At 61.6% G+C, this 15,161-nt stretch carries 15 protein-coding genes; 10 read left to right on the forward strand and 5 right to left on the reverse strand.

What is annotated here, in order from left to right; all coding sequences use genetic code 11:
- Positions 1–23: 23 nt before the first annotated feature.
- From ACXPUX_RS14185 to ACXPUX_RS14220, 8 genes are all read left to right on the forward strand, one after another.
- Positions 24–1,391 (forward strand): DUF711 family protein, encoded by a 1,368-nt coding sequence (locus ACXPUX_RS14185; RefSeq protein ID WP_458828822.1) that lies wholly within the window; start codon positions 24–26, stop codon positions 1,389–1,391.
- A gap of 116 nt (positions 1,392–1,507) precedes the next feature.
- Complete coding sequence (locus ACXPUX_RS14190; RefSeq protein WP_458828824.1) at positions 1,508–2,143, forward strand: stage II sporulation protein R; 636 nt, start codon at positions 1,508–1,510, stop codon at positions 2,141–2,143.
- A gap of 49 nt (positions 2,144–2,192) precedes the next feature.
- The gene (locus tag ACXPUX_RS14195; protein WP_458828826.1) at positions 2,193–2,663 is read left to right on the forward strand and encodes a peptidoglycan-binding domain-containing protein; all 471 of its coding nucleotides are present in this window, start codon (positions 2,193–2,195) and stop codon (positions 2,661–2,663) included.
- A gap of 205 nt (positions 2,664–2,868) precedes the next feature.
- On the forward strand, positions 2,869–4,011 hold the full coding sequence (locus ACXPUX_RS14200) for an exonuclease SbcCD subunit D (RefSeq protein ID WP_458828828.1): 1,143 nt from the start codon (positions 2,869–2,871) through the stop codon (positions 4,009–4,011).
- Entirely contained in the window at positions 4,008–6,812 is a 2,805-nt protein-coding gene (locus ACXPUX_RS14205) for an AAA family ATPase (RefSeq protein WP_458828830.1), read from the forward strand. The genes ACXPUX_RS14200 and ACXPUX_RS14205 overlap by 4 nt, the downstream gene beginning before the upstream one ends.
- A 42-nt stretch (positions 6,813–6,854) precedes the next feature.
- Positions 6,855–7,256 carry a hypothetical protein gene (locus tag ACXPUX_RS14210; RefSeq protein ID WP_458828832.1) on the forward strand — a complete coding sequence of 134 codons (402 nt, stop codon included), beginning with the start codon at positions 6,855–6,857 and terminating at the stop codon, positions 7,254–7,256.
- Between the two features lie 101 nt (positions 7,257–7,357).
- A complete protein-coding gene (locus tag ACXPUX_RS14215; protein ID WP_015536721.1) occupies positions 7,358–7,579 on the forward strand; it encodes a YdbC family protein in 222 nt (73 codons plus the stop codon).
- A complete protein-coding gene (locus ACXPUX_RS14220; protein ID WP_112090447.1) occupies positions 7,576–8,163 on the forward strand; it encodes a hydrolase in 588 nt (195 codons plus the stop codon). Before ACXPUX_RS14215 ends, ACXPUX_RS14220 begins: the two co-directional genes overlap by 4 nt.
- A 324-nt stretch (positions 8,164–8,487) precedes the next feature.
- On the opposite strand, the gene ACXPUX_RS14225 is transcribed toward ACXPUX_RS14220, so the two are convergent.
- The 5 genes from ACXPUX_RS14225 to ACXPUX_RS14245 all read right to left on the reverse strand — a co-directional run bounded on the left by ACXPUX_RS14225 (position 8,488) and on the right by ACXPUX_RS14245 (position 13,070).
- Positions 8,488–8,907: a DUF3842 family protein gene (locus tag ACXPUX_RS14225; protein WP_117554360.1), complete on the reverse strand. Its 420-nt coding sequence runs from the start codon at positions 8,905–8,907 to the stop codon at positions 8,488–8,490.
- A gap of 8 nt (positions 8,908–8,915) precedes the next feature.
- The gene (locus ACXPUX_RS14230; protein ID WP_458828835.1) at positions 8,916–10,304 is read right to left on the reverse strand and encodes a Sapep family Mn(2+)-dependent dipeptidase; all 1,389 of its coding nucleotides are present in this window, start codon (positions 10,302–10,304) and stop codon (positions 8,916–8,918) included.
- Positions 10,305–10,424: 120 nt separating this feature from the next.
- Positions 10,425–10,910, reverse strand: a complete 486-nt coding sequence (locus tag ACXPUX_RS14235; protein WP_458828837.1) for a COG2426 family protein — start codon at positions 10,908–10,910, stop codon at positions 10,425–10,427.
- Positions 10,911–10,925: 15 nt separating this feature from the next.
- Positions 10,926–11,678, reverse strand: a complete 753-nt coding sequence (locus ACXPUX_RS14240) for an exodeoxyribonuclease III (protein ID WP_005928145.1) — start codon at positions 11,676–11,678, stop codon at positions 10,926–10,928.
- A gap of 15 nt (positions 11,679–11,693) precedes the next feature.
- The gene (locus ACXPUX_RS14245; protein WP_458828840.1) at positions 11,694–13,070 is read right to left on the reverse strand and encodes an MATE family efflux transporter; all 1,377 of its coding nucleotides are present in this window, start codon (positions 13,068–13,070) and stop codon (positions 11,694–11,696) included.
- A gap of 351 nt (positions 13,071–13,421) precedes the next feature.
- Between ACXPUX_RS14245 and ACXPUX_RS14250 the strand changes: the two genes are divergently transcribed.
- Both ACXPUX_RS14250 and ACXPUX_RS14255 read left to right on the forward strand, forming a co-directional pair.
- On the forward strand, positions 13,422–13,772 hold the full coding sequence (locus ACXPUX_RS14250) for a hypothetical protein (RefSeq protein ID WP_458828842.1): 351 nt from the start codon (positions 13,422–13,424) through the stop codon (positions 13,770–13,772).
- Positions 13,773–14,656: 884 nt separating this feature from the next.
- Positions 14,657–15,073 (forward strand): YjdF family protein, encoded by a 417-nt coding sequence (locus ACXPUX_RS14255; RefSeq protein ID WP_105303067.1) that lies wholly within the window; start codon positions 14,657–14,659, stop codon positions 15,071–15,073.
- Positions 15,074–15,161: the final 88 nt, after the last annotated feature.

A 15,161-nucleotide genomic window follows, 5' to 3' on the forward strand; every position in this document is an offset into this window, starting at 1 on the left:
CCGGAAAGGAGCCCGCAACCGCTATGAGTATGTTTAACACCGGGGATATCCTGGAAACCATCGAGATGTTCACGCAGGATAATCTGGACGTGCGCACCGTGACCATGGGCATCAGCCTGCTGGACTGCATCGACCCGGACCCCAAAAAGGCCTGCGAGAACATCTACAACAAGATCACCACCAAGGCTGCGAACCTTGTCTCCACCGTGGAGCACATCAGCGCCGAGTACGGTATCCCTATCATCAACAAGCGCATCAGCGTTACCCCCATCGCCATGCTGCTGGGTGCCTGCCCGGAGGCAGACCCCGTGGACTTTGCAAAGACGCTGGACGCCGCCGGCAAAAAGGTGGGCGTCAACTTTGTGGGCGGTTACAGCGCACTGGTGCACAAGGGCTTTTCCGCCGGTGACCGCCGCCTGATCGAATCCATCCCCCGCGCACTGGCCGAGACCGACATCGTGTGCAGCTCGGTGAACATCGGCGCCACCAAGGCCGGCCTGAACATGGACGCCATCAAGCTGATGGGTGAAGCCGTGAAGAAGGCCAGCGAGCTGACCGCCGACCGTCAGTGCATCGGCGCTGCCAAGCTGGTGGTGTTCTGCAACGCCCCGGAGGATAACCCCTTCATGGCCGGTGCTTTCCACGGCCCCGGCGAGCCGGACTGCGAGATCCATGTGGGCGTTTCCGGCCCGGGCGCTGTGCGCGCCGCGCTGGCACGCCTGCCCAAGGACGCCCCCATTGACGAGGTGGCAGAGCTGGTAAAGCGCACCGCCTTCAAGATCACCCGCGTGGGTCAGCTGGTGGCAAACCTTGCCTCCAAGGCACTGGGCGTGCCCGCCGGTATCATCGACCTTTCTCTGGCTCCCACCCCGGCCATCGGCGACAGCGTGGCCAATATTCTGGAAGAGATGGGTCTGGAGACCTGCGGCTGCTGCGGCACCACCGCCTGCCTTGCCCTGCTGAACGATGCCGTGAAGAAGGGCGGTGTGATGGCCTCCAACCACGTTGGCGGCCTGTCCGGTGCCTTTATCCCGGTCAGTGAGGATGCCGGTATGATCCACGCTGCCGAGATCGGCTGCCTGACCATTGAAAAGCTGGAAGCCATGACCGCCGTCTGCTCTGTGGGCATCGACATGGTCATCATCCCCGGCGACACCACCCCTGCCGTCATCAGCGCCCTGATCGCGGACGAAGCCGCCATTGGCATGGTGAACAGCAAGACCACCGCCGTGCGCGTGATCCCCGCCATCGGCCGCAAGGCCGGTGAGGTGCTGGACTTCGGCGGCCTGCTGGGCTACGGCGCCATCATGCCGGTGAACAGTCACGACCCCTCGGTGTTCATCAACCGCGGCGGCCGCCTGCCCGCACCCATGCAGTCTTTGAAGAACTGATACGAATCCTCTCAGTCATTGCGCAGCAATGACTGAGAGGATTTATTTTTTTGTATAACCCCGCCGCAGCAGACCCATCCTCTGGTTATCATTTCCAGAAGAGGGGTCTGTTTTTTATGCTTCGCTGGTTTTCAAAACCGCTTTCCGTCCGGCAGATGCGGCTGCTGTGCGCCAGCTTGCTGGCGGGCTTTGCGCTGTGCGGCGCTTTGCAGGGGCTGTGCTGGGGGCGCACCCAGCTGGATGCCGGGGCAGCGCTGTGTGCCGACACCCTGCGGCTGCACATCCGGGCGGCCAGTGATGCCGTAGCCGACCAGAGCGCCAAACTCCGGGTGCGGGACGCCGTGCTGGCCGTGATGCAGCAATGCCCGGCGCAAAGCGCACCGGAGGCGCGGGCATGGGCGGCGGGGCGGCTTTTGCAGTTTCAGCTGGCAGCGCAGCGGGCGCTGGCCGCGCAGGGCATCCGTGCCCCGGTGCGGGTGTACCTTGTGAATATGTACTTTCCCGCCCGGCGCTACCCCACCGGTCAGCTGCCCGCCGGGCGGTACGATGCCGTGCGCATCGACATCGGCAGCGGCGGTGGACGCAACTGGTGGTGTGTGCTGTACCCGGGGCTATGCAGCTTTGCGCAGGGCGGCTACGCTCTGCCTGCGGAAAACGACCTTGTCTGCGGGCAGTACATCCTGCGGTTCCGGCTGGTGGACTGGGCGCACCGGCTGACCGCCCGGCGGCAGACGGTGCTGCTGGCGGGGTGACGCCGCACCCCGCCGGAGCATAGCATGGAGGGAAAGGAGGGATCCCTCTATGGCGATTCCCGGTTATTATTCCCTGCTCCAGCGCGGCTCCTCCGGGCCGGACGTGGCACTTGTGCAGACGTGGCTCAACGGCGTGCGCGATGCGTGCACATGGTACGATGTGCTGAAGGCAGACGGTAAATTCGGCGTCGGCACCCAGCGTGCCGTGCAGGAGTTCCAGCTGAAGAACAAGATGAACATGGACGGCAAGGTGGGACAGAACACATGGAACGTGCTCTACACCCGCTACACCGCAAAGCACGGACTGAAGGTGCCCTACCCCGGCATCGTGCTGCACACCGGCTCCTCCGGCGGCACGGTGCGTCTGGTGCAGCAAAAACTCAACTCTCTGGGCGAGCGGCTGAAGGATGACGGCAAGTACGGTGCGGCCACCGCTGCCGCCGTGCAGCGGTTCCAGCGGCACAACGATCTGACGGCAGACGGCAGTGTGGGCTACGCCACTTGGGAAAAGATGTTCTGACCTGACCCCTTCAGTCGCCTGCGGCAAAAGCCTCCCCCTTGGGGGAGGTGGCTTGACGCGCAGCGGCAAGACGGAAGGGGTTTTCCCCCTGCACCTGCATTGTTTCCAGACATTGCAGGTGCTTTTTCTGTTTTCCTTGGTTGCGCCCGCAGCGGCGGCTGCGTTATAATAGGGCAAAGCGTTTTTTGAAAGGCGGTGTTCCTGTTTGCGTTTTCTGCATTTGTCCGACCTGCATCTGGGCAAGCGGGTGTGCGAGTTTTCCATGCTGGAAGATCAGCGGTATATTCTGGAACAAATTCTGGCCCTGCTGGATGAGACCCCTGTGGACGGCGTGCTGCTGGCCGGGGACCTTTACGACAAGCCCGTCCCCCCTGCCGAGGCGGTGCGGCTGCTGGACTGGTTTTTGACCCAGCTGGCAGCGCGGAAGCTGCCGGTATTCGCCATCAGCGGCAACCACGATTCTGCCGACCGGGTGGCCTTTGCCTCTGCCCTGCTGGCCGACAGCCAAGTCTACGTCAGCCCTGTGTTCACCGGTGCGCCGCAGCCCATCCCCCTGCAGGATGCCCACGGCACAGTAGATGTGTACTTACTGCCCTTTTTGAAGCCCGCCATGGTGCGGCACGTCTGGCCGGACGAGCCCATTGAAAGCTACAACGACGCCCTTGCCTGCGTGCTGCGGCACTGCACCCCGGCCACCGGTCACCGCAGTGTACTGGTGGCGCACCAGTTCGTGGCAGGTGCTGCCGCCTGCGAGAGCGAGGAGCCCTCGGTGGGCGGGGTGGATAGCGTGGACGCCGCCCTGTTCGATGCCTTTGACTATGTGGCGCTGGGGCATCTGCACAGCCCGCAAAAGGTCGGGCGGGAGACCCTGCGCTACTGCGGCACACCGCTGAAATATTCCTTTTCAGAGGTGGGGCAGCGCAAAAGCGCCACCTTTGTGGAGCTGGGCGCAAAGGGCGAGGTGCACATCACCACCGCGCCCCTGACCCCCCGGCACGATCTGCGCGGGCTGCGGGGCAGCTACATGGAACTGACCGACCGCCGCCGCTACGAAGGCACTGCCGTGGACGATTACCTGCACATTACCCTGACCGACGAGCAGGACGTTCCGGACGCGCTGGCGCGGCTGCGGGTCATCTACCCCAACCTGATGCAGCTGGACTACGACAACCAGCGCACCCGCCAGCAGCAGGAGATCTGCGCCCCGGAGCGCACCGAGAACATCTCCCCGCTGGAACATCTGGCTGCCTTTTACCAGCTGCAAAACAACCAGCCCATGACCGCCGAGCAGACGGCGTTCTGCCAAGAACTGATCGAGGAGATCTGGAAGGAGGGCGACACCGTATGAGACCGCTGCGACTGACCCTTTCGGCCTTTGGCCCCTATGCCGCCCAGACTACCCTTGACCTTGAAAAGCTGGGCAAAGGCGGGCTGTACCTCATTACCGGCGACACCGGCGCGGGCAAGACCACCCTTTTTGACGCCATCACCTACGCGCTGTACGATCATTCCAGCAGCGGCATCCGGGAGGGCTCCATGCTGCGCTGCAAGTACGCAGACGACAAGACCCCTACCTTTGTGGAGCTGGAATTTGAGGTGCACGGCGTGCGCTATACGGTGCGCCGCAACCCGGAGTATCAGCGTCCCAAGGCCCGGGGCGAGGGCATGACCACCGAAAAGGCGGATGCCACCCTGACCTACCCGGACGACCGCCCGCCGGTGACCAAGGCGAAGGACGTGACCGCTGCCGTGCAGGAGATCATCGGGCTGGACTACAACCAGTTCTCTCAGATCGTGCTCATTGCGCAGGGACAGTTCACAAAGCTGCTCAACGCCTCCACCGAGGAGCGCAGCCGCATCTTCCGCAAGCTGTTCCGCACCCAGCGCTATGCCCAGCTGCAGGAGCGCTTACAAGCCGAAGCATCCACGCTGAACCAGCAGCGCACCGCCCAGAACGCCAAGCTGGACAGCCTGCTGGGCGGGCTGCAATTCGCCCCCGACGACCCGGACGCCGAGGCGCTGCGCGCCCTGTGCGCCCAGACCGTGCCGGAAACAGCGCTTGCCTTGCTGGACACCCTGACCGCCCGGCAGGCTGCGGCGCTGGAAGAAGCCGGCACCGCCCTGCACACCACCGAAGCCCAGCTGGACACGGTGCAGCGGCAGCTGGGTGCTGCCGCACAGGCGCAGCGGCTGGCGCAGCAGCTGGCTGCCCGGCAGGCTGAGCTTGCCGCCGCAAAGCCCACACTGGATGCCGCCCGCGCCGAAGCTGACCGCCACGCCGGGGACGCTGTGCAACTGGATGCCCTGACCGCGCAGGTGACGCAGGCGCAGAGCGCCCTTGCGGCCTATGATGCGCTGGACGCGGTCTGCCGCCAGCAGACCGAAGCGCGGGACGCCGCCCGGCTGGCGGCGGCACAGGCGCAAAAGCGGCGCACCCAGCTGGACAGCCTGAACGCTGCTCTTGCCGCCGCTGAGACCGAACTTGCCGCGCTGGCAGACGCGGACACCCGGCTGTTAGCGTTGCAAAACCGCAGCGCCCAGTTGACACAGCGCGGCGAAGCGCTGGCAAAGCTGGAACAGCGCCTTGCGGACTGCCAGCGGCAGGCCAAAACTGCCCACAAGGCGCAGGAGAGTTACCGCGCCGCTGCCGCCGCACAGGACGAAGCCCGCGCCCGGCGGGACGCGCTGGAACGGGCATTTCTGGACGCACAGGCCGGGCTGCTGGCCGAGAGCCTTGTCGAAGGCGCGCCCTGCCCGGTGTGCGGCAGTACCCATCACCCTGCCCGCGCCCTGCTGCCCCATACCGCGCCCACGCAGACGCAGGTAGAAGCCGCACGGCAGTCCGCTGCGGAAGCTGATCGGCAGGCGCAGAACGCCAGCGCTGCCGCCCAGAGCGCACTGGCTGCTGCCAACGAGGCGAAAACTTCCCTCCGGCGGGACGCCGAGACCCTGCTGCCGGAGCGCTTTACCACGCCGGAGGGCACGGTACCCCTCACCTTTGCCCTGATGACCAACGTTCTGGCCGAGGAAGCCGCCGCCTTGCAGACGGAACAGGCAGACTGTGCTGCACAGTGCCGACAAGCAGATGCCGACTGCTGCCGCAAGGCGCAGCTGGAAGCCGACCGGCAGGCAAAGACCCGCCAGCGTCCGGCGCTGGAGCAGGCCGCTGCCGAGGCCGACCGCAGCGCCGCTGTCCAGAACGCCAGCGCAGACGCGCTGGAAGGGCAAATCGCAGAGCGGCGCGCCGCCCTGCCCTACCCCCGGCGCGCGGACGCACAGGCGGCGCTGGACAAGCTGGAAGCCGACCGAAGCACCCTGCGCACCGGCATGGACACGGCGCAGCGCAAGCTGAAACAGGCCGAGCAGGCCGTTGCCGCCGCCGAAGCCGCCGTAGAGGCGCTGACCGCACAGCAGGCTGCCGCCCAAAAAGAGCTGCCCGCTTGCAGCGCCGAGGAGCTTACCGCACAGCAGGCAGAATTGACCGCCGCGCGGGAGACTTTGCGCAGCCGGGAAAAGCAGCTTTCGGCACAGTTGCTGCCCAACCGCAAAACGGCGGCACAGTACCGCGCGGCCGCCGAAGCGCGGCAGACGCTGGAAAGCCGGTGGCAGTGGGTCAGCGCACTGGCCGCCACAGCGGGCGGCACCCTGACCAGCAAGCAAAAAATCAAGCTGGAAGCCTACATCCAGATGAACTATCTGGACCGCATTCTGCGCTACGCCAACACCCGGCTGATGCAGATGACCGCCGGGCAATACGAGCTGGAGCGCATCGGTGCAGAGAACCAGCGCAGCCAGTCCGGGCTGAACCTTGGCGTCATCGACCACTACAACGGCACCCGCCGCAGCGTAAAGACCCTTTCCGGCGGCGAGAGCTTCAAGGCATCGCTGGCGCTGGCGCTTGGCCTTTCGGACGAGGTGCAGAGCAGCGCCGGGGGCATCCGGCTGGACACCCTGTTCCTCGACGAGGGCTTCGGCTCGCTGGACGAGGAATCGCTGGAGCTGGCCATCCGGGTGCTCTCCGGCCTGACCGAGGGCGACCGGCTGGTGGGCATCATCTCCCATGTGGGGGCGCTCAAGGACCGCATCGACCGGCAGGTGGTGGTGCACAAGGCCCGCACCGGCGGCTCCACCGTAGAGCTGCGGGTGTAAAACGCCGCCGGCGGGGCACACTAGGGGCGGAGGTGAATTTTGATGAACTCTCTGGAACCCTTCATCCGCCACGAACTGGAAAACCAGCCCGGCACCGCTGCCGCCCCGCAGGCAAACAGCACCCGCAATGCCCCGCCGCTGGGTAGGATGCCCCTGCAGCCCCCGGCTGCGCCGGACACGCCCGGCACCCAGCTGCCCCCGCCAGAGCTGCCGCAGCCGGAAAAGCCCGGCGTCCCCATGACAGACGGCACGCCCATGGCCTGCCGCCAGAAGAATGCCGCCGCCTTTCTGGCCGGGGACGTGCAGACCAGCGTGATGGCGCACTACGCGCCCGGGCTGTTCAGCACAAAGCAGAAGCTGCACAGCCGCCACCCCGCCCCGGACGAGGACACCGCCGCCGTTCTGGATCTGGTGGAATGGCGCGAGGACGCCCCTTACGGCTGAGCGTAACAAAAATTTTTTAAAATATTTCAGTTTACCAGTTGAAATCTCGCCGCACTTCCCTTATTATGGTAGCATACAAACATAAAGGCAGGTTTTGCAATATGGCAGAGATCAAATACGAAGTTGTCCAGCGTGTAGCCGTGCTGAGCCAGCGCCCCCGCGGCTGGGAGCGCCAGCTGAACCTTATCAGCTGGAATGACGGCGAGCCCAAGTACGACATCCGCGACTGGTCCCCGGACGGCACCCGCATGGGCAAGGGCATCTCCCTGAGCCACGATGAGCTGGCCATCCTCAAGGGCATTCTGGAGGACATGGAGCTGTGAGCGGGGGCGACCGCGCAGAGTTTCTGGACATCTGGCAGCAGCACGTCACCCGCCCGGGCAGTGAAAAGCTACTGGACTGGCTGGACAAAAAGACGGATTTTTTCACCGCACCGGCGTCCACCCGTTTTCACGGAGCCTGTGAGGGCGGGCTGTGTATGCACAGCCTGAACGTCTACCACGCGCTGCACGACAGCTTTTTCACCGAGGGCGAAAGCGAGGAGAGCTACGCCATCTGTGCCCTGCTGCACGACCTGTGCAAGGCCAACTACTACAAGCTGGGCACCCGCAACGTGAAGAACGAAGCCACCGGGCAGTGGGAGAAGGCGCCCTTTTACAGTGTGGACGACCTTTTCCCTTACGGTCACGGCGAAAAGAGTGTGTTCCTCATTGAGCGGTTCATGAAGCTGAAGGTGGAGGAAGCGGTTGCCATCCGCTGGCACATGGGCGGCTTTGACGATGCTGCCCGGGGCGGCTGCTTTGCCATCTCAGAGGCCTACGACAAGTACCCGCTGGCGGTCAAGCTGCACATCGCAGACCTGCAGGCTACCTATCTGATGGAGCACCGCACCAGCAATATGCGCTGAATAAACAAAACAGGCGGCTGTACAGCATTTTGTACAGCCGCCTGTTTTGTTACGACCCCTCTTGTGAAAATGGGGACAGGAAAGTCCGCAGACTTTCCTGTCCCCCGAAATTCAAAATATTCTTCCGCTGAATATGGCCAGAGTGCAACGACGACGACCGCCGCCGGTGGCGGAAACAGGGAGGAGTTGTTGGGGCAGCGGCCAGCAAGACGCAAGTGCCGCCCAAGGCACGATGCGGATGCTGGGTGCCGCAACCCGATAAGCGGCGGCCATTTTGGATGGCCTTGCCTGCCCTATGCACAAGGTCTGCAAAAACAGCACCTTTCAGCAGCCTTCCCCGGCACAGAGGGCTTTCACCTTCTGCACGGCGGCAGCCACAAGGCTGCCGATGGGCTGGTCGGGCACGCCGACAATATAGTTTTCGCAGTGGTTCACCGGGATCAGCACCCGGGTGGCGCTGCTCTGGCACACCGCCGTGGCCATGGCGGGCGTGATCTCCCCCAGCAGCGCGTCTGCAATAACGATGCCGATGGGTCCCACGATGATATCCGCATTGCGGCAGTTCACCACTACGGCGTTCTCGCCGGTGGCGGCGCGCTGCGCCCCGGCCTTGTGCATGGCCTGCGCGGCCACACTGTTGGTGCCCACGGCCACCAGCCGGATGTCCGGGCACTGGGCGCTGAGGGCAGCCACCAGCTGGCGCCCCAATCCCCCGCCCTGCCCGTCAATGACAAGCACGTTCATGCCGGACCTCAGAAGTCGATCTCTTCCAGCCGCAGCAGCGCCAGAATGTAGATCTTAACGGCCTCCAGCAGCTTGTCGATGGGAGCCGCCTCGTTGGCACCGTGCATCGGGCCGCCGAACTCCGGCAGCTTCACATCCTCGTGCTCCGGGCCGAAGCTGACGGCATAGGGGAAGTGGCGGGCATAGGTGCCGCCGCCCATGGTAAAGGGGGTGGCGTTCTCGCCGGTCACCTCGTTGTAGGTGTCGATGCAGGCGCGGATGGCGGGGCTGTCGGCCTCAATGTAGAAAGGCTCGGCTGCGTCCACATCCTCCAGCTTTGCGCCCTCGCCCAGCGCAGCAGTGATCTGTGCAGTCAGCTTTTCGCCGTTGGTGCAGGTGGGGAAGCGGCTGTCGATGGTCTGCACCAGCTTGCCGTCCTCCATATAGATGCGGCCGCCGATGATGGTCAGCGGGCCGAAGGGGCCGTCGGCGCAGTCGATGCCAAGGCCGGTGCCTGCGGTGGAGCTGTGCAGCTTGCGCAGTGCCTCCAGATAGGCGCGCTCGGTGTCGTTGCACAGGCCGTTGTCCAGCAGGTAATCCACCACCAGACCGATGGCGTTCACCGTGCCCTCCGGCATAGCGGCGTGGCCGGATTTGCCCCAGCCGCGCACCCGCACACCGTCCCCTTCCGGCTCCAGCGTGATGTTGGGGGCATTCTTCAGCTTGCTGATATCGGTCTTGACCAGAGCGCTGGCGCGATCCGGCACCGCATTGTTGGCCACACCGCCTTCAAACTCTGCAATGACGCCGTTGCACACCGGGCTGACGATCTTACCGCCAAAGTGGCCTTTTTCGCCGTTGCACACCGGGAACTCGGCATCCGGGGTAAAACAGAACACGGGGGCGGGGTAGTTTTCCAGATAGTACTTCACATCGTTCATGTGGGTCTCCTCGTTGTCGCCCACAATGGCACGGATGGGGTAGCGCAGCTGGTAACCCTGCTCCTTGAGGAACTTCAGCGCGTACAGGGTAACGATCATCGGGCCCTTATCGTCCGAGACGCCGCGGCCCAGCAGCCAGCCGTCCTGAATGCGCATCTTAAAGGGATCTGCCGTCCAGCCGTTGCCCACGGGCACAACGTCCACATGGCAGATGGTAGCCAGATATTTTTCCGGGTCTGCACCGGCCAGCTCGGCATAGCCGATGTAGTTTTCGCAGTTGCGGGTGGCAAAGCCCATGCCTGCTGCCAGTTCCAGCGTCTTGTCCAGTGCTGCACGGGGGCCTGCGCCGAAGGGTGCGCCCTCCTCCGGGGTGCCCTCTACGCTGTCGATGGCGACCAGCGCTGCAATGTCCTGCAGCAGCTGCTCCTTATTTTCCGCAATGTATGCGTCAATTTTCTGATTCAGTGCCTGATCCATGTTCTATAACGTCCTTTCTGGCCGGGAGCAGATCCCGGTTTTCACAACTATCATTCAGTGTAACATACTCCGGGCGGAAAAGCTACCGGCATTTTTCACGACAAAAGCGTCCGCGTTTTGTCAGCCCGCCGCAAACAGCCCGCTGAGCGCGCCCAGCAGACCGGCGCTTGCCAAGCCCATGATGATGCCCGCCAGCAGCACGCCGCCCATGCAGGCGATCAGCACGTCCTTGAACTTCATATCCAGAATGGAGGCCGCCAGCGTGCCCGTCCACGCACCGGTGCCCGGCAGCGGGATGCCCACGAACAGCATCAGTGCCACAGTCAGACCCTTGCCTGCCTTGGCTTCCAGTGCGCGGCCGCCCTTTTCGCCCTTATTGATGCAAAAGCGGCAGATGGGGCCGATGAGGGGCTTGTGGTAGCCCCAGATGAGGAATTTGCGGGCGAACAGGTAGATGAAGGGCACCGGGATCATGTTGCCCAGCACGCACAAAAGGTAGGTGGGCAGCACCGGCAGCCCCATGCCCAGCCCAATGGGGATGGCTCCGCGCAGCTCGATGATGGGCACCATGGAGATAAAGAAGATCAACAGATAATTTTTCAGCATTGGCTTCTCCCTATATTACAGGTCGATCTGCAGCTCCACCGGGCAATGGTCGGAGCCGAAGATCTCGTTGTGGATCTCGGCGGCGCGGATGCGGTCTGCAATGCGCCGGGAAACGATAAAATAGTCGATGCGCCAGCCCGCGTTCTTTTCCCGCGCGTGGAAGCGGTAGCTCCACCAGCTGTACTTCACCTCGTCCGGGTGCACCACCCGGAAGCTGTCCGCAAAACCCGCCGCCAGCAGCTCGGTCATCTTGGCGCGCTCCTGATCGGTAAAGCCTGCGCTCATGCGGTTGGTCTTGGCGTTTTTGATATCCATTTCTGTGTGTGCCACGTTTAAATCTCCGCACAGGATCACCGGCTTTTTTGCGTCCAGCGCCAGCAGATAAGCCCGGAAAGCGTCCTCCCACTCCATGCGGTAGTCCAGCCGCTTCAGCCCGTCCTGACTGTTGGGGGTGTAGCAGTTTACCAGATAAAAGCCGGGGTATTCCAGCGTCAGCACCCGCCCCTCGTGGTCGTGCTGCTCCAGCCCGATGCCGGTAGTCACTGCCAGCGGCGCCGTTTTGCACCAGCAGGCCGTGCCGGAGTAGCCCTTTTTCTCGGCAGAGTAGGTATATTCGGTGTAGCCCTCCGGCGCAAAATCTGCCTGTCCCGGCTGCATCTTGGTCTCCTGCACCGAGAAGATGTCTGCGTCCAGCGCGGCAAAGCTCTCGGCAAAGCCGTGGGTCAGGCAGGCGCGCAGGCCGTTCACGTTCCAGCTGATCAGTTTCATGCTTTTCTCCTTATGTTATGCCTGATATTTTGTTTTCCATGCGCCGCTGCGGAAGCGCAGCACAAAGCAGGTCACGCGGCAGGTCCAGTCGATGACCATAGCCACCCACACGCCCACAGCGCCCCAGCCCATGCGGACACACAGCAGATAGCTGAAGCCCAGCCGCCAGCACGCCATGCTGAGGATGGACACCGCCATGGTAAATTTCACGTCGTTTGCCGCGCGCAGGGCGTTGGGCAGCACGAAGGACAGCGGCCAGAAGATGATGGCGCAGCCCGCATGGATGGTGACCAGCGTGATGGCCAGCTCCATCGTCTCGCCGGAAAGGGCGTAGATGCCCACCAGCTGCCGGAGGAACAGCAGGATCGCTCCGTTGGAAAGCCCCATGGTGATGTAAGCCCACAGCAGCAGCTTGCGGGTGTAGTAGGCGGTCTGTTCGTGGTCGCCGGCACCGATGCAGCGCCCCACCACCGTGATCATGGCCAGACTGATAGCCTTGCCCGGGATGACGCCCATGCCGTCCAGATTGTTGGCCACGGCGTTTGCCGCGATCTGCACCGTGCCAAAGGTGGAGATCATGCTCACCACCAGAATGCGTCCGGCCTCGAACAGGCTGTTCTCAAAGGCCGAGGGGATTCCGATGCCCAGAATGCGCTTTGCCATGCCGCCGTCCAGCCGCAGGGTCTTGGGCACGGTAAGCACTGCATCCTCCCGGTAGCATTTGCGCAGGATCAGCGCCGCAGCCACCACGCGGGACACCACACTGGGCCATGCTACGCCGTCCACGCCCATTTTGAAGCCGAAGATGCACACCGCGTTGCCCACGATGTTGATGATGTTCATCAAAAAGCTGATCTGCATGGAGATTTTAGAATTGCCGATGCTGCGGAACAGTGCCGCACCGCCGTTGTACAGCGCCAGAAACGGGTAGCTGAGGGCGATGATCTGCAGGTACTTCACGCCTGCGTCCAGCACGTCAGCGTCAATCGAGCCGTAGAACAGCCGGATCATGGGGCGTGCCAGTACAAAGCATACCGCCCCGATCACCACGCCGGACAGCCCGCTGAGCAGCAGCAGCTGACCGGCGCTTTTGTCCGCATCCGGGCGGTCCTTTGCACCCAGATACTGGCTTACCACCACCGCGCCGCCGGTGGCCAGCGCCGCAAACAGCACGATGATAAGGTTGTTGATCATATCCACCAGACTGACGCCGGAGATGGCCGCCTCGCCGCAGCGGGACACCATCATGGTGTCGGCCATGCCTACCGTCACTTCCAGCAGCTGCTCCACCAGCAGCGGGATGGCCAGTACCAGCAGCTCCTTCTGGCTGAACAGCGGCTCCCGCCCGCCGTTCAGGCGGCTTTTTTCATTGCCATGCAGTAGCTTTGTCATCCGTTTCTCCCCTCCCGGCACCGGGCACTTTTCCGGTACGCCACCGCTGCCCGGTATGGGTATTTTTCCGGTTGCAGCAGATGTGTCCATCTTAACACATCACCGGCTGCTTGTAAAGCGGTGCAGACCACATCCCACGAAAATCAGCTTTCCAAGCCCATCTCCCATTGCCTGCCGGTTTTATAAAGGTATCCTGCACGGTTTTCCGGCAGGTTTTCCGTTTTTATGCTTGTTCGTCAGTTTGCCGGGAACTTTCCGTAAAATTTGTGCGTTTCTACAAAAATGCGATTTCCCGCGCAATTTTGAGTAAAATTTTTAAAAAACCTCTTGCAATTTCTGTTCTAAAGTGGTATGTTGTATCCAACAAAAGCGAAACTTGGATACATCTTCACCTTGGAGCGCCTTCTTCGGCTCCGCGCACGCCTTTGTTTTTACCTTGCTATTTTCTTCATTTACCTTCTTATCATTTACCCTGCCTGTCCCGCAAGGGACGAGAAAAGCGATGACCCACCTGCACGGGTCGTCGCTTTTTCTTTTGTCTGCGGCTGCCCTTTGGGCTGGGATGCGCCTGAATGCCCTCCGCTATACTCTGGGTATGCCGATGATCCTTATTTTGCATCCATCATCGGCAAGACTGTTACTCAGATCACCTTCTACACCGCCGACGGTGTGTATGTTCTGCCGGTCAGCGTGGCGCTGTGAGTTTGCAGAAAGCCGCCTGATTCAGCCAACATATAGCACAAAACGGCAAGGTTTCTTGATTGCGGGAGACCTTGCCGTTTTATAGCAGCTTGCCTATGGCAGGCGGAGCAGGCTCATCATGCAAACAACGAAAAACCGGAAGTTCCCGCTTGCTGGGTATTCGTAAAACAGTTTTCGAGAAATGACACGGCAACTGCCTGTCAGGATTGGTTACGAGTACCCGGCTAGGCCGAGGAAGCATCAAGTCCCATGGCCGCACCGTCAAGGTGTTGGGTATGGGGCTTTTTGCATTTCAGGAACGTGTACATCTCTGGAAAGGTGTAACACACTAGACTTTGTACCAAAGTCGTGTGCCAAGGGTGCTGCGCCCCTTTGGAATCCCTGCTCATATCGCCTGTGGGCGATGAGGATTCGCCGCACAGAAAGCTCTCACAAAGGTGCACCGGGCTGTCTGCGGCGAGGGAAATGCACTTCTGCGGAAGTGTAATAACCCACTATGACACTTTCAGCCCTGCGGCCTGCAAAGTGTAGTGGGCTCTCCGAGGGGAAACGGTTATATAGGGGCGTTTCGGGCGAATCGCTGCGTACGTGCGTACGGAAGGTTGGTACGCACGTACGCAGTAAAACGGCCAAATTCTCGTATATATGGGTGGTCATTTGACCACGAGTGTGGTATACTTCACTTGGAAAACCAATTAAGGTAGATATAATGCACAGGGATGTGCTTTATATAATAAAAGCAGGATAAAAACGCAACGCATTTCTTCCCGAGAGATGCCAGAGCTGGTAGGTAGCCCAGCCGTCTGCACCGCACGGTGTAGGTAAGTAACCTTCCCCTCCGGGTTGTCCGTTCCTGTAAGGATTTATTTCAGGAGGGTTTCGTTATGGACATTGATTCTACAAAGCTGACTGTATTTTTTGAGGCTCCATTCTGGATCGGAGTATTTGAACGTATTGAGAGAAGAAAGCTTTCAGTGTGTAAAGTCGTGTTTGGTGCAGAACCAAAGGACTATGAAGTCTGGGAGTATCTGCTCAAGAATTACAGTCGGCTGCGCTTCAGTCCATCTGTTGAGACAGTTGTAAAGAAAGAGTCTGTGAACCCAAAGCGATTACAACGGCAAATCCGAAAGGAAACAGTTGCCACAGGAATCGGTACAAAGTCACAGCAGGCGTTGCAAATGCAGCGAGAAGAAAACAATCTGGTGCGAAAAGCACTTAGCCGTAAACAACGCGAAGCAGAAAAGCAACGTCAGTTTGAACTGAAACAGCAGAAGCGAAAGGAAAAGCATCGGGGCAGATAATGCCCCTTTGCTTTTATCTGGCAGGGTTTGGGGCAGGCACGCCCCAACAAGAAGCTGTCCTAAAGGGGACAGGAAATTTTCAAGAATT

Source organism: Faecalibacterium sp. PGM34 (assembly GCF_054456555.1).

Excerpts from the sequence above, each read along its gene's own strand:
- ACXPUX_RS14185 (WP_458828822.1), top strand. The coding sequence starts at position 24 with ATGAGTATGTTTAACACCGGGGATATCCTGGAAACCATCGAGATGTTC.
- ACXPUX_RS14190 (WP_458828824.1), top strand. The coding sequence starts at position 1,508 with ATGCTTCGCTGGTTTTCAAAACCGCTTTCCGTCCGGCAGATGCGGCTG.
- ACXPUX_RS14195 (WP_458828826.1), top strand. The coding sequence starts at position 2,193 with ATGGCGATTCCCGGTTATTATTCCCTGCTCCAGCGCGGCTCCTCCGGG.
- ACXPUX_RS14205 (WP_458828830.1), top strand. The coding sequence starts at position 4,008 with ATGAGACCGCTGCGACTGACCCTTTCGGCCTTTGGCCCCTATGCCGCC.
- ACXPUX_RS14210 (WP_458828832.1), top strand. The coding sequence starts at position 6,855 with ATGAACTCTCTGGAACCCTTCATCCGCCACGAACTGGAAAACCAGCCC.
- ACXPUX_RS14215 (WP_015536721.1), top strand. The coding sequence starts at position 7,358 with ATGGCAGAGATCAAATACGAAGTTGTCCAGCGTGTAGCCGTGCTGAGC.
- ACXPUX_RS14225 (WP_117554360.1), bottom strand. The coding sequence starts at position 8,907 with ATGAACGTGCTTGTCATTGACGGGCAGGGCGGGGGATTGGGGCGCCAG.
- ACXPUX_RS14230 (WP_458828835.1), bottom strand. The coding sequence starts at position 10,304 with ATGGATCAGGCACTGAATCAGAAAATTGACGCATACATTGCGGAAAAT.
- ACXPUX_RS14235 (WP_458828837.1), bottom strand. The coding sequence starts at position 10,910 with ATGCTGAAAAATTATCTGTTGATCTTCTTTATCTCCATGGTGCCCATC.
- ACXPUX_RS14240 (WP_005928145.1), bottom strand. The coding sequence starts at position 11,678 with ATGAAACTGATCAGCTGGAACGTGAACGGCCTGCGCGCCTGCCTGACC.
- ACXPUX_RS14245 (WP_458828840.1), bottom strand. The coding sequence starts at position 13,070 with ATGACAAAGCTACTGCATGGCAATGAAAAAAGCCGCCTGAACGGCGGG.
- ACXPUX_RS14250 (WP_458828842.1), top strand. The coding sequence starts at position 13,422 with ATGTTGTATCCAACAAAAGCGAAACTTGGATACATCTTCACCTTGGAG.
- ACXPUX_RS14255 (WP_105303067.1), top strand. The coding sequence starts at position 14,657 with ATGGACATTGATTCTACAAAGCTGACTGTATTTTTTGAGGCTCCATTC.